This is a genomic window from Thiobacillus thioparus DSM 505, assembly GCF_000373385.1.
In the GTDB taxonomy this organism is placed as follows: Bacteria; Pseudomonadota; Gammaproteobacteria; order Burkholderiales; family Thiobacillaceae; genus Thiobacillus; species Thiobacillus thioparus.
The window spans coordinates 859,538-872,339 of the sequence record NZ_KB891316.1; the positions used below are offsets into that span (position 1 = coordinate 859,538).

General features: G+C 64.6%; 14 protein-coding genes. All 14 read left to right on the forward strand.

Annotation, left to right across the window (positions count from 1 at the left end):
* The first annotated feature begins 17 nt into the window (after nt 1–17).
* The 14 genes from dksA (at nt 18) to B058_RS0104455 (ending at nt 12,756) form a co-directional block, all read left to right on the forward strand.
* Nucleotides 18–437 (forward strand): RNA polymerase-binding protein DksA, encoded by a 420-nt coding sequence (gene dksA / locus B058_RS0104390; RefSeq protein WP_018507266.1) that lies wholly within the window; start codon nt 18–20, stop codon nt 435–437.
* Between the two features lie 87 nt (nt 438–524).
* The gene (locus tag B058_RS0104395; RefSeq protein WP_018507267.1) at nt 525–956 is read left to right on the forward strand and encodes a Fur family transcriptional regulator; all 432 of its coding nucleotides are present in this window, start codon (nt 525–527) and stop codon (nt 954–956) included.
* Nucleotides 957–1,133: 177 nt separating this feature from the next.
* Nucleotides 1,134–2,198, forward strand: a complete 1,065-nt coding sequence (locus tag B058_RS0104400; protein ID WP_018507268.1) for a CobW family GTP-binding protein — start codon at nt 1,134–1,136, stop codon at nt 2,196–2,198.
* A complete protein-coding gene (gene yidD, locus B058_RS0104405; protein WP_018507269.1) occupies nt 2,195–2,434 on the forward strand; it encodes a membrane protein insertion efficiency factor YidD in 240 nt (79 codons plus the stop codon). Before B058_RS0104400 ends, yidD begins: the two co-directional genes overlap by 4 nt.
* A 10-nt stretch (nt 2,435–2,444) precedes the next feature.
* Nucleotides 2,445–2,741, forward strand: a complete 297-nt coding sequence (locus B058_RS0104410; RefSeq protein WP_018507270.1) for a hypothetical protein — start codon at nt 2,445–2,447, stop codon at nt 2,739–2,741.
* Nucleotides 2,742–2,803: 62 nt separating this feature from the next.
* Nucleotides 2,804–4,150 (forward strand): TonB-dependent receptor, encoded by a 1,347-nt coding sequence (locus B058_RS0104415; RefSeq protein ID WP_018507271.1) that lies wholly within the window; start codon nt 2,804–2,806, stop codon nt 4,148–4,150.
* Between the two features lie 11 nt (nt 4,151–4,161).
* Nucleotides 4,162–5,061, forward strand: coding sequence for a metal ABC transporter substrate-binding protein (locus B058_RS0104420; protein WP_018507272.1), 900 nt, complete (start codon nt 4,162–4,164; stop codon nt 5,059–5,061).
* Complete coding sequence (locus B058_RS16440; protein WP_018507273.1) at nt 5,058–5,843, forward strand: metal ABC transporter permease; 786 nt, start codon at nt 5,058–5,060, stop codon at nt 5,841–5,843. Before B058_RS0104420 ends, B058_RS16440 begins: the two co-directional genes overlap by 4 nt.
* Nucleotides 5,844–5,867: 24 nt before the next feature.
* Entirely contained in the window at nt 5,868–6,980 is a 1,113-nt protein-coding gene (locus B058_RS0104430) for an STAS domain-containing protein (protein WP_018507274.1), read from the forward strand.
* A gap of 149 nt (nt 6,981–7,129) precedes the next feature.
* Nucleotides 7,130–7,663 (forward strand): ATP-dependent protease subunit HslV, encoded by a 534-nt coding sequence (gene hslV, locus B058_RS0104435; RefSeq protein WP_018507275.1) that lies wholly within the window; start codon nt 7,130–7,132, stop codon nt 7,661–7,663.
* Nucleotides 7,664–7,706: 43 nt separating this feature from the next.
* Nucleotides 7,707–9,029, forward strand: a complete 1,323-nt coding sequence (gene hslU / locus B058_RS0104440; protein WP_018507276.1) for an ATP-dependent protease ATPase subunit HslU — start codon at nt 7,707–7,709, stop codon at nt 9,027–9,029.
* 55 nt (nt 9,030–9,084) lie between these two features.
* Nucleotides 9,085–9,618, forward strand: coding sequence for a TIGR00645 family protein (locus B058_RS0104445; protein WP_018507277.1), 534 nt, complete (start codon nt 9,085–9,087; stop codon nt 9,616–9,618).
* A gap of 132 nt (nt 9,619–9,750) precedes the next feature.
* On the forward strand, nt 9,751–11,583 hold the full coding sequence (locus tag B058_RS0104450) for a tetratricopeptide repeat protein (RefSeq protein ID WP_018507278.1): 1,833 nt from the start codon (nt 9,751–9,753) through the stop codon (nt 11,581–11,583).
* 120 nt (nt 11,584–11,703) lie between these two features.
* Entirely contained in the window at nt 11,704–12,756 is a 1,053-nt protein-coding gene (locus B058_RS0104455; RefSeq protein ID WP_018507279.1) for an Sfum_1244 family protein, read from the forward strand.
* Nucleotides 12,757–12,802: the final 46 nt, after the last annotated feature.

Consider the following 12,802-nt stretch of genomic DNA (forward strand, 5'->3'; position numbering starts at 1 on the left):
AGACGCCTGGAGTTCCGATGACCACCTCGTCCAAACCCCTTACCGAAGCCGCCCTGCTGAAGATGCCGGCTTCCGCCTACATGAACGCGGCCCAGCTCACGTTTTTTCGCACCCGCCTCGAAACGCTGCGCGACGAGATGCTCAGCAATGCTGCCGACACCGGCGAGCACCTGAAGGAAAACGAGAATTTTGCCGATCCCAACGACCGTGCCACCGTGGAAGAAGAGCACATGCTGGAACAGCGCGTGCGCGACCGTGAGCGCAAACTGCTGAAAAAGATCAATTCCGCCCTGGCACGCATCGACAGCGGCGAATACGGCTGGTGCCTGGAAACCGGCGACCCCATCGGGCTGCCCCGTCTGCTTGCCCGCCCCACCGCCGAATATTCGATCGAGGCGCAGGAACGCCACGAGAAGAAGGAGCGGCTGCACGCCTGATCCGGCCCCTTCCTGCACGAAGGGGTTTTTCAGGGGCCCGAATGCAACTCGGTTGCATTCGGGCCCCACGTCCCCTAGAATCGCTCCATGAATTCCGCTTCGCACCACGACAACGCCGTCCGGCTGATCCGGGAATGCGGCGCAAGCGCGACCGCCGCCCGCGTCCAGGTGCTGCAATTGCTTCTGGCGGCCAACACGACGGTATCCCACCAGGCCCTGATGCAGGCGGCCACGGACGAAGCACAGCCGCTCGACAAGGTCACCCTGTATCGCGTGCTCGACTGGCTGGTTGCGCAAGGCCTGGCGCACAGCGTGACCGGCCAGGATCGCGTTCGCCGCTTCGGTGTCGCGCACGTCCACCACGGTCATGCGCATTTCGAATGCGACGCCTGCGGGCGCCTCTTCTGCCTGGCGGACCGCCCGAGCGCACAACCTCGAACCCCGCCCGGATTCGAGGCACGCCACATCGACGTTACCGTACACGGACGCTGTGCGGATTGTGCGCACGCTGTCGTTTGAATCATGCAGCCATTTCCTAGCTTCGGCCGTGGCCATGCTCGCGTCTGATTCCCCTCTGCCGATCACGCTGCTCACCGGCTTTGGCTTCGGCCGCCGTTACACGGCTTCACGTCGGCTACGCCGACATGAACCTGCACCGAAACCTGTTGCCCATCCGTTGCCAGGGTCAGTGCCGCCATGAAGCCTGACCTACCGATTCCCGTCACGCTGCTCACCGGTTTTCTGGGCAGTGGCAAGACCACGGTGCTGAACCATCTGGTGCGCACGCTGCCGCGCACGGCCATTCTCATGAACGAGTTCGGCGAAGTCGCGCTCGATCACCAGTTGCTGCAAGAAATGGACGGGCCGATGGCACTGCTGTCGGGCGGCTGCGTGTGCTGCACGATTTCCGGCAGCCTGTCGCCGACACTGAAAAACTTGTGGATGGCCCGGCAGAAGGGCGACATTCCGGCATTCGAACGCGTCATCATCGAAACCACTGGCATCGCCGACCCGGCCCCTGTGCTCGACAACCTGCTGCACGACAACTGGGTCCGCGCACGCTTCCGCCTGGACGGCGTGGTGACCACGGTCGACGCGCTGTTCGGCATGAATCAGCTGGATGAGCACTTCGAGGCCGTCAAACAGGTGGCGGTGGCCGACCGGCTGCTGCTCACCAAGACCGACCTCGCGCCTGCCGACACGGTCGTCGCCCTGCGCGAACGCCTTGCCGCGCTCAACCCGGCGGCCGACATCGTGGCCGTGACGCATGGCGAGCTCGACCCCACCGCGATCCAGAACCTGGGATTGTGGAATGCCGAGACCCGGTCGCCGGAAGCCATGCGCTGGCTGAAGCCGCAACGCTATCAGCCCGCCAGCGCCAGCCCGCTTGCCGGAAAGGCGCGGCCCGATCTGCACGACACGCGCATCCAGGCGTTTTCGGTGGTGATCGACGCACCGCTCGACCGCTACGGGCTGCAATCAGCCCTCGGCATGCTGACCTCGTTTCGCGCCGAAAACCTGCTGCGCTTCAAGGCCATCGTGAACCTGAAGGATGAACCGCTGCCGGTGGTGCTGCACGGCGTCCAGCATGTGCTGTATCCCGAGGTCCGGCTCGACACCTGGCCGGATGACGACCATCGCAGCCGCTTCGTCTTCATCGTGCGCGACCTCGAACCCGAATTCGTCGCCAAGCTCCTGGCCGATTTCAGTGGCGCGACACACCGTCACGCCGAACCGGCCATGCCGGTATCGTCTTCATGAACCTGGCTCAGAAAATTCTCGTCGGCGCGATTCGCGCCTACCAGCTGGCACTTTCGCCCTGGCTGGGCCGGCAATGCCGTTACCTGCCGACCTGCGCGGAATACGGCAAGGAAGCCATCGAAAAACACGGGGCGCTCAAAGGCAGTTGGCTGGCCGCGAAACGCATCGGCCGCTGCCGCCCCGGCTGCGATCACGGCTATGATCCGGTCCCGCCCGTCGATCCGCCGAGACGTTAGAATTCGTCCCATGCCGTCGCGCCGCCTGCTCTCCTGGCTGTTCGCCCTGACCCTGCTGTTCGGTCAGGCGGCCGCGTTCGCGCATGCGCTGACCCATTTGCGTACGCACGATACGGGCCTGCCCGACAAGGTCTGCGAAGTCTGCCTCGCGCAGGCCCAACTGGGCACCGCCCTGCCGCCCAGCCTGGTCGTCATGGCGCCGGCGCCGGGCGAATACGCGTATGCGCCCGGCGTAACGTTCCAGTGCGCCGATCTTGCCCCCCGCCCTGCGTGCGCCCGCGCGCCCCCCGCTCCGCCCAACGCCTGAGTTCTTTCGAAGCCTGCGCCGCCGCGTGCGCAGGCGCTCATCTCACGTTGACGGAGTCAAACATGTTACGTCCCGCCCTCCTGGCGGCCGCGCTGGCGGCCGCCTGTCCGGCCCATGCCGACGATGCCGACCTCGCCGCCCTGCGCGCCGAAGTCCAGAAAATGAAGACCGATTACGAAACACGCATCCAGACGCTGGAAGCGCGGCTCGCCCGTGCCGAAGCGTCCGCTGCCACCCATGCCGCTCCGCCCGCCGCCCCTGTGCAAGACACGGCCAGTGCGGCACCCAGCAACCCAGGCGCCTTCAATCCCGAAATCTCGCTCATCCTGCAGGGCGGCTATGCCCATCTGAAGGATCTCCCCGCACGCCGTATCACGGGTTTCCTGCCTGACGGTGCGGCGCCCGGCACCTCGCGCGGCTTCTCGGTCGACGACAGCGAACTGGTCCTGGCCTCCAATATCGATCCGTATTTCCGCGGCTATTTCAACGCCACGCTGAACGACGGCACCGTCGGCGTGGAAGAGGCCTGGTTCCAGACCCTGGCGCTGGGCCAGGGCCTGACCGTGAAGGGCGGCCGCTTCCGCTCCGGCATCGGCTACCAGAACGAACAACACCCGCATGCTTGGGATTTCGCCACCAACAACCTGATGTACGAAGCCCTGTTCGGCGAAGGCTACGGCAACGACGGCCTGCAGCTGCGGTGGGTGGCGCCGACCGATCTCTTCACCGAACTGGGCGCCGAAATCGGGCGCGGGGCGAACTTTCCCGGCACCGACCGCAACACAAACGGCATCGGCAACTACGCGCTGTATGGCCACATCGGCGGAGATGTGGGCGATTCGCACAGTTGGCGCGGCGGCGTGTCGTATCTGTCGACGCGCGCGGCCGAACGCAGCAGCACACTCACGGACTTCGCCGGCACCGACGTGACCACCGCCTTCACCGGCAACAGCAAGACCTGGCTGGCGGATTTCGTCTGGAAATGGGCGCCGCGTGGCAACACCACCATCAACAACTTCAAGTTCGCTGCCGAGGCATTCCGGCGCGAAGAAAGCGGTAGCCTGGACTGTACGGGTGGCATGTGCGGAGCCAGTCTTGGCACGTACCAGGCCACCCAGTACGGCGGCTATGCGCAAGGCGTGTACCAGTTCATGCCGCGTTGGCGCGCCGGTTACCGCTACGACCTGCTCGACCCCGGTTCGCAGGACTTCGGCCTCAACAACGCCAATCTGCCACGCAGCGATTACAAGCCCACCCGCCATTCGCTGATGGTCGACTACTCGCCCTCGGAGTTCTCTCGCTGGCGCCTGCAGTACACGAAAGACAAGGCCGCTGAAGGACAGGACGAGAACCAGTGGTACGTGCAGTACATCTTCAGCCTCGGCACGCATGGCGCGCACTCTTTTTAAAGGAACTCCCGATGAAAGCATTCCGTTTATTCGCCTTCCTCGTCGCGGCCTGGCCGGTCTTCGCCCATGCCGCGCTCAATGTCTTTGCCTGCGAGCCTGAATGGGGCGCACTGGCCACCGAGCTCGGCGGCGACGCCGTCAAGGTCTATACCGCCACCACGGCCTTCCAGGACCCGCACCACATCGAGGCGCGTCCCAGCCTGATCGCGCAGATGCGCCGCGCCGACCTGGCGGTCTGTACCGGTGCCGAACTCGAGATCGGTTGGCTGCCGGTGCTGCTGCGGCAGGCCGGCAACGCCGCGATCCAGCCGGGCCAGCCGGGCTATTTCGAGGCAGCGCGACAGGTCGCGCTGCTGGAAAAGCCGGCCGTCCTCGACCGCGCCCAAGGCGACATCCACGCCGCGGGCAATCCGCATATCCAGACCGATCCGCGCAACATCGCACGCGTGGCACAGGCCCTCGGCGCACGCCTGGCCGAGATCGATCCGGCCCACGCCGCCGCGTACAAGACGCGGCTGGCGGATTTCAATACGCGCTGGAATACGGCAATGGCCCGCTGGCAAGCGCAGGCCGCCCCGCTGAAGGGCATGCCCATCGCCGTGCAGCACGAGGGCTTCCCCTATCTGGAGAACTGGCTAGGGCTGAAACAGGTGGCCGTACTGGAACCCAAGCCCGGTGTCGCACCTTCGCTCGGCCATCTGGCCGAAATCGTCGCGCAGCTGAAAACCACCCCCGCCAAGCTCGTCATTCGGGCCGCCTACCAGGATCCGCGCCCGTCGGAATGGCTGGCCGAACACGCCGGCATCCCTGCGGTCGCGATGCCGTTCACTGTCGGCGGATCGGACCGGGCCCGCGACCTGTTCGGCCTGTTCGACGATAGCGTCGCGCAACTGCTGAAGGTGGCACGATGAACTGGGCCGCACTCGATCCCGGGCTGCTCGGCTGGCCGTTCGTCGCCGGCCTGCTCGTCCTGGCCACGCATGTCCCCTTGGGGCGGCGGGTCCTGGCGCGCGGGATCATCTTCCTCGATCTCGCCATTGCCCAGATCGCCGTGCTCGGCGTCATCGTCGCCCACACCCTGGGTTGGGAAACCCAGGGCTGGCAGACCCAGCTGGCGGCGGCGACAGCAGCACTGGCCGGCGCCGCGTTTCTGGCATGGTGCGAATCGCGCTGGCCCGATATCCAGGAAGCGCTGATCGGCTCGTCTTTCGCCGTCGCGGCGAGCCTGGCCGTGCTGCTGCTGTCGGGCGATCCGCATGGCGGTGAGCACCTGAACGAGCTGCTGGCCGGGCAGATCCTCTGGGTCGGACCGTTCCAGCTGGCCCAGATCGCAGTGGTCTATGCATTGCTGCTCGGTTTCTGGCGGTTGCGGGGCATCCGTCTCGGACGGATGGGCTTTTACCTGATCTTTGCGCTCGCCATCACCGCCTCGGTGCAGCTCGTCGGCGTCTACCTGGTATTTGCCAGCCTGATCCTGCCCGCCCTGGCGGTGCGCGGCTGGCCGCCACGGGCGGGATTGCTGATCGGCTGGGGGCTGGGGGCGTTGGCCTACGCTGCAGGACTGGCGGCGTCGGCGCTCTTCGACTGGCCCGCCGGTCCGGCGATCGTCATGGCACTTGCCGCGGTTGCCTTGCTTGGCGGCGGGTTATTGCGGTTGCCGGGACGGGGCGACAGCGCTAGTATCCATCACTGACTCTGACCCGCGCACGCATACTCTGTGGCTCTTCCGTTTTTCAAAAAAGGCAAGGACAAGGCGCCCGCGCCCAAGCAGGCGCCTGTCTCCGCGCCTGTCGAATCGCATCCCACCGAAACCTTGCTGACCATGGACATGGGGGCCAGCGGCATCGTGGTGGAGGAATCCAGCGGTGCGCCCCAATCGCCGGTGGACGAAGCGGCCATCCTGTATGCAAGCGGCCAAGCCGACATGGCGGAGCGTCTGTTAAAGGACATCCTGGGCGGCGGCGATCGCCGCGCCTGGCACATGCTGTTCGATCTTTACTGCATCCAGCGCCGCGAGAAGGAGTTCGAACAACTGGCGCTCGATTATGCGATGCGCTTCGAAACCTCGCCCCCTGTCTGGCAGAAAATGGGGAACAACGGCGCAGCCGGCGCGCCCCAGCAGGCCGAAGCGGCCAGCCTGGAACTGCCTGGACTGCTCGACAAGAAAGCGACGGCCGCCCTGCGCGAAGGCATCGCCGGCACCGACAAGAAGGCCGTGGTGCGGATCGATTTTTCCCGCATCGAGATGGTCGACGAAAGCGGTGCGGACGAATGCGCCCATATATTAAGCGCGGCCCGCAAGGCCAAGCGCAAACTCCAGGTCAGCGGCGTCGACCGCCTGATCGCCCTGCTGCAGGATCTCAATCGCGCCACCCACAGCCGCGCCGTGCACTGGCTGTTGCTGCTGGAGCTCTACCAGATACTCGGCCGGCAGGACAATTTCGAAGACCTGGCCGTCGACTATGCCGTCCGCTTCGAGGTCTCGCCGCCATCCTGGAGCGAAGTACAGGCAGCCGAGGTGGTCCAGGCCAAACCTGCCGAACCGGCAGATGACGCGCTGCGGCTAGCCGGCGAGATCACCCCGGCCAACGACAGCGCCCTGCAGCAGTTCGGCAGCTATGCCGCCACGCATAACGACGTGCTGGTCGACCTGACCCAGGTGACCCGGGTCGACTACGGCAGCGTCAGCCAGTTCATCAGCGTACTGATGCAATGCCTGGGCAGCGGCAAGGCCATCACCCTGCGCGGCCACAATGCACTCATCCATGAACTTTTCCGCGTCATGGGCATCGATCAGCTGGCGCAGCTCATTCCGCACCACCCGGACTGACTCCCTTCCGCTGGTGCAGGCTGTCGACCCCTGCCCACGTATAATTTCCGGCACTTGAACCGAGCCGCGAAAGACGCCACCCCGGACACCGTTATCCATCCGCTTGCGTCTTCCACGGTTTACCGCCTTTTTCAGGAAGCATCCCGCACATGGAACAGTATCGCGGCACCACCATCCTCTCCGTTCGCCGGGGCGCCGAAGTCGCCCTAGGCGGAGACGGCCAGGTCACGCTTGGCAACATCGTCATCAAGTCCACCGCACGCAAGATACGGCGGCTATACCAGGACAAAGTGCTGGCCGGGTTCGCCGGCGGCACCGCCGATGCCTTTACCCTGTTCGAGCGTTTCGAGGCCAAGCTCGACAAGCATTCCGGGCACCTGCTGCGCAGTGCGGTCGAGCTCGCCAAGGACTGGCGCACCGACCGCATGCTGCGCCGGCTGGAGGCCATGCTGGCGGTGGCCGACCGCGAGCACTCGCTCATCATCACCGGCAACGGCGACGTACTGGAGCCCGAACTCGGTATCGCCGCCATCGGCTCCGGCGGCGCCTTCGCCCAGTCCGCCGCAGTGGCGCTGCTGCAGAACACCGACCTGCCACCGCTTGAAATCGTCAAAAAGAGCCTCACCATAGCGGGCGACATCTGCATTTATTCGAACCAGAATCACGTGATCGAAACCCTGTGAGCCCGATTTCCGCTCACCGTTCACCGCTAACCGCTCACCTTTCATGACTCCCAAAGAAATCGTCCACGAACTCGATAAGCACATCGTCGGCCAGGCTGCGGCCAAACGCGCGGTGGCGGTCGCCCTGCGCAACCGCTGGCGGCGCCAGCAGGTCGACGAACCGCTCCGCCAGGAAATCACGCCGAAGAACATCCTCATGATCGGCCCGACCGGTGTCGGCAAGACCGAGATCGCGCGCCGTCTGGCACGGCTCGCCAACGCGCCCTTCATCAAGATCGAGGCAACCAAGTTCACCGAGGTCGGCTATGTCGGCCGCGACGTCGACACCATCATCCGCGACCTGATGGAAACCGCAGTCAAGCAGATGCGCGAACAAGCTACGTCCAAGGTACAGTTCCGCGCCGAGGAAGCCGCCGAGGAACGCATCCTCGACGCGCTGCTGCCGCCGCCAAGGAGCGTCGGCTTCAATGAGCCCGAACCACCACGCGAGGAAGGCGCGGCGCGCCAGCGCTTCCGCAAAATGCTGCGCGAAGGCCAGCTCGACGACAAGGAAATCGAGATCGAAGTCGCCGCGGCCAACCCCAGCATGGAAATCTTCACTCCGCCGGGGATGGAAGACCTCTCGCAGCAACTACAGGGCATGTTTGCCAATCTCGGACAAAACCGTCGGCAGAGCCGCAAGCTGAAAGTGCGCGAAGCCATGAAACTCCTGACCGAAGAAGAGGCCGGACGGTTGATCAACGACGAGGAAACCAAGCAGCAGGCGCTCGAAGCGGTCGAGCAGCACGGTATCGTGTTCCTCGACGAGATCGACAAGATCGCCACCCGCAGCGACGCCCACGGCAGCGACGTGTCGCGCCAGGGCGTGCAACGCGACCTGCTACCGCTGATCGAGGGCACCACGGTCTCGACCAAATACGGCATGGTGAAGACCGACCATATCCTGTTCATCGCCAGCGGCGCGTTCCACCTGTCCAAGCCGTCCGACCTCATCCCCGAGCTGCAGGGACGGTTGCCGATCCGCGTCGAGCTGCAGGCGCTGTCGGTGGAGGACTTCGAACGCATCCTGACCGCCACCGATGCCTGCCTGACCCGGCAATACGAAGCCCTGCTGGCGACCGAAGGCGTGACACTCAAGTTCACCGACGACGGCATCCGTCGCATCGCGGAAATCGCCTTCGAGGTGAACGAGCGCACCGAGAACATTGGCGCCCGCCGCCTGCACACGGTGATGGAAAAGCTGCTTGAGGATATTTCCTTCGACGCCGGCAGCACCACGGGCGAATACGTGGTCGACGCCAATGCCGTCACCGCACGGCTTGCCGCCCTGGCCGCGCGCGAGGACCTCGCGCGCTATGTCCTGTAGCGCGTTGTGAATTCACGCACTATTCCTTAGAACTCTGCAACAACACTCTGCACGCATGGACCCAGAAATCATCCAACCCGTTGCGACACGCAACAAGCTCCTCTCCACCATCCTGTTCGGCAGCCGCTGGCTGCAAGTGCCGCTCTACCTCGGACTGATCGGTGCACAGCTCGTCTACGTCGTGCATTTCATGGTCGAACTGGAACATCTTGTCGTCGGCACCTTCACGCTGACCGAAGAGAAGATCATGCTCATCGTGCTGGGCCTGATCGACGTGGTGATGATCTCCAACCTCCTTATCATGGTCATCGTCGGCGGTTACGAAACCTTCGTCTCCCGCCTCAATCTCGAAGGCCATCCCGACGAACCCGAGTGGCTGTCGCACGTCAACGCCAATGTGCTGAAAGTCAAACTTGCCACCGCCATCATCGGCATCTCGTCGATCCATCTGCTGAAGACCTTCATCAACGCCCCCAACCTGGATGACAAGGTGCTGCTATGGCAGACCGTCATCCACATGGCGTTCATCGTGTCGGCGGTGTCGATCGCATATATCGACAAACTGATGCCGCAGACGGCAAGGCATTGACCGGGGGGACACGGCAGCGCCGGCAGGACCTGATGCCGCCGCTAATGCCTCCATCGACATTACTTATTTGGCTGTCCACTCCCGCAGGCGGAAAATCACCCGGTTAAGTTACGTTTATCTGGAGACACCCCCATGGCCACCCGCGACACCCTCACCCCCAAAGAAGCCCAATGCAGCGGCGGCGCCGATTACGCGGCGCTCGCGCTGGAAGCCCTGCAGGAACCGGCCGATGCTGCCTACGCCAAGGAGCTGATGGACCGCGTGGCGGACGATTGCCAGTTCACCAAGGACCTGGCGGCCTGCGCCATCGTCTACAAGGCGCTGGGCGAGCAAGGCCGCGCCGAGGAACTGCTGCAGACTGCCGAGGATTACTGCATGAGCGGTGAAGAGCAGATCGCGCTGGCCGAGGCCAAGTTCAAGGTGCTGGGCGACAAGGCGGCCGCGGTGGGCGCATATGAGAAGGCGCTGAAGGAAACCAACAACCTCGACCCGCTGATCGACCTGGCGAAGAACGTGATGCACGTCATTGCCGACGGCGCGTTTGCCAAGAAGATACTGGAAAAGGCCGAAGCGAAAATTTCCCGCGCGGTCGAATACAGCAAACTGGCGGCGGCCTCGGCCGAGCATCTGCTCGACAAGGATTACGCCGCGGCGATCTTCAACAAGGCCGGCGAGAAGCTTTCCAGCGTGCCCGACCTGCTGTCGCTGGCCGGCGAGGTCACCAAGACGCTGGGCGACCCGGCGCGCGCCAAGGCCTTGTACGAGCGCGCCCTGGCCGGCGCCACCGACTTCAGTGCCGCCAAGACGCTGATCGAGTCGGCCAAGCAGGCGGGCGACACTGCATTCATGCAGTCTGCCCTGAAAAAAGCGGGGGACCTGGCGAGCGCCACCGGCGACTACATCGAGCTCGCCGAAGGCCTGGCCGGCGTGGGCGACAAGCCGGGGGCGGCGGCCCTGCTCGACAAGGCCGAAGACGCCGTGGCCGGACTGGACGAAATGCAGAAGCTGGTGACCGCGGTGGAAGCGCATCTGGCCGACGACACCGAACGCCTCGCCCGTGTAAAAATCAAGCTGGAGAAGCGCCAGGCCAACCACGCACGCTATATGGAGTTCCAGCAGCTGGAAAAGGAGGCCGTCAGCGTCAAGCAATTCCTCGCCCTGGCCGACCGCGTGCGGCTGGAACTGGAAGACCCGTTCTACGCCGCCAAGCTGATCGAGTCGGCCGAAACCCTGCTTGACGGTACCGGCTACCAGTTCTCGCGCTACAAACCCATCATGCTGGCGGTGGACAAGAATCTGGATGACACCGACTGGCTCTCCCGCCTGCTCGACCGCGCCGCGGAAAATGCCACCGATTTCATCGCGTTCAAGGATCTGGTGGCCACCGCCGCGCATCTGCAACACCGCGAACTGGGCGTCTCCAAAGCCCGCGCCTACCTCGCCGCGCGCGAAACCGCGCTGGCAGCCGACCCGAATGCCACGGTCTACGACACAGCAAAACTCGCCGAAGCAAGCTTCGCCGCAACGCAGGATGCAACCGAAGCAGGCCGTCTGCTCGAGGCCGCGCGCGCCCAGGCCAAGGACCACTTTGCACTCACCCACATCGGCCGCTTGTATGCGTCCATGGGCAACAGCGCCCGGGCCGATGAACTCTATGCGGCCGCCGCGGCCGCCTGCCCGAATGGCGACGCCTGCATCCAGTTCATCGATCGCCTGAAGGGATTCGCGCTCCCGGCCGAGACGTTGAAAAAATGGTACGCCCAATGCGGTGCCCACTTGAGCAAGCCTGCCGACAAGCTGCGCTGGGCCGAAGGCATCGCCGACGCGCTCAACGACAAGACCTGGGCAACCGAGGTGTATGGCCAGCTTGCGGGACAATTCAGCGGTGCCGATGCCGCGCGCTTCGAGCTTTCCCGCCGTTCGCGCGCCGACCTGAATTTCTTCGGCACCACCCGCCGTCACTAAGCTGCCGTCCGGCCGATGGGATGGCCGCGCCGACAGCCCGCAATACCCCTGGAAACAGCCCGGTTACACGGGCTGTTTTTATTTGTACACTCCAGATAAAGCTGTCTTCAGGAGTGCGTGATGCTTGAACTTTCTGCTCTCATCGACACGGTGCAAAAGAATTGCACCATCGCCGACGCCCGCCACGCGCGCGACATGACGATGTGTACTTTCCTGCTGGAAATGCGCGAGTACTATCGCTGGGAAATGGAGATCCCCTATGGCGCGCGCCTTCCCAAGGACGAACTCGGGGACTGGCTGAACGCACGCGAAAGCCTGTGGGACACGGTGGAAGAGGAGGATTTCGCGCCCCTGCCGTTGAACGAAGCCGGCATCGACCCCTTCGAGGCCGACGACATCAACCGTGCGCTGATCCCGCAGGGGTTGGTCTACAGCAGTGGGCTGGGGCACTTCCGCAAACCGCACTTCGTGCTGGCCGAACTCAAGCGCGCCGAAATGCGTGACGGCGTACAGGTGCTAGTGGCCGGCTGCGAATATGCACGCGACCTGATCGCGCCGCCTGCCGCCATGCGCGACGGCGCCATCTTCCTGCGCATGGACGCGGTACGCCGCCTGCTGTGGAACAAGTACGAAGAATGGCAGTGGAAGGAAAAGGACACGGCGCTGGGCCGCGCGTTTGCCCACTACGACTTCGAACGCGACATCGATCGCGGCCTCGATCGCATGGCCGAAGCGGAGAGCGAGGCGATGATCCTTCACGAGATCGGCGAGGCCCGTGCAGAAACGCTGCTGGGCGAGGACTGGAATGCGATGCTCGGCCACCTCAATTCCCGGCATGCCGAGCTGCTGGCGCGCGCGGTGCGCGACCATCTGGCCGACTGCCTGATCACGCTGCCGACGCTGCTCGAACGCGAAGCCGTCGGTTCGCTGCATTTCTACCTGGCGAATCTGTCCGGGCTGCGCCGCGCCCTGTTCCCGGCACTCCCGCAGGCATACGACGCCTGGCTCGGCAGCGGCGACACCGCCCGCCTGACTTCTGTGGTAAAGGCGGCCGAATCCCACTGGCTGGATGCTGCCCGCCTGCTGACGACGACCTACCATCGCGATCCGGCGCAAGCCAACGCGCAACTCAACGCGCTGGCCAGTGGCGATCTCGCCGGCCTCCGGCTCTAGACGAAAAAAACGGGCGCCAGGCGCGCCCGTTTCTACCACCCCGCTT

What these genes read in the sequence shown, in the direction of transcription:
- dksA (WP_018507266.1), top strand. Translation starts at nt 18, where the DNA reads ATGACCACCTCGTCCAAACCCCTTACCGAAGCCGCCCTGCTGAAGATG.
- B058_RS0104395 (WP_018507267.1), top strand. Translation starts at nt 525, where the DNA reads ATGAATTCCGCTTCGCACCACGACAACGCCGTCCGGCTGATCCGGGAA.
- B058_RS0104400 (WP_018507268.1), top strand. Translation starts at nt 1,134, where the DNA reads ATGAAGCCTGACCTACCGATTCCCGTCACGCTGCTCACCGGTTTTCTG.
- yidD (WP_018507269.1), top strand. Translation starts at nt 2,195, where the DNA reads ATGAACCTGGCTCAGAAAATTCTCGTCGGCGCGATTCGCGCCTACCAG.
- B058_RS0104410 (WP_018507270.1), top strand. Translation starts at nt 2,445, where the DNA reads ATGCCGTCGCGCCGCCTGCTCTCCTGGCTGTTCGCCCTGACCCTGCTG.
- B058_RS0104415 (WP_018507271.1), top strand. Translation starts at nt 2,804, where the DNA reads ATGTTACGTCCCGCCCTCCTGGCGGCCGCGCTGGCGGCCGCCTGTCCG.
- B058_RS0104420 (WP_018507272.1), top strand. Translation starts at nt 4,162, where the DNA reads ATGAAAGCATTCCGTTTATTCGCCTTCCTCGTCGCGGCCTGGCCGGTC.
- B058_RS16440 (WP_018507273.1), top strand. Translation starts at nt 5,058, where the DNA reads ATGAACTGGGCCGCACTCGATCCCGGGCTGCTCGGCTGGCCGTTCGTC.
- hslV (WP_018507275.1), top strand. Translation starts at nt 7,130, where the DNA reads ATGGAACAGTATCGCGGCACCACCATCCTCTCCGTTCGCCGGGGCGCC.
- hslU (WP_018507276.1), top strand. Translation starts at nt 7,707, where the DNA reads ATGACTCCCAAAGAAATCGTCCACGAACTCGATAAGCACATCGTCGGC.
- B058_RS0104445 (WP_018507277.1), top strand. Translation starts at nt 9,085, where the DNA reads ATGGACCCAGAAATCATCCAACCCGTTGCGACACGCAACAAGCTCCTC.
- B058_RS0104450 (WP_018507278.1), top strand. Translation starts at nt 9,751, where the DNA reads ATGGCCACCCGCGACACCCTCACCCCCAAAGAAGCCCAATGCAGCGGC.
- B058_RS0104455 (WP_018507279.1), top strand. Translation starts at nt 11,704, where the DNA reads ATGCTTGAACTTTCTGCTCTCATCGACACGGTGCAAAAGAATTGCACC.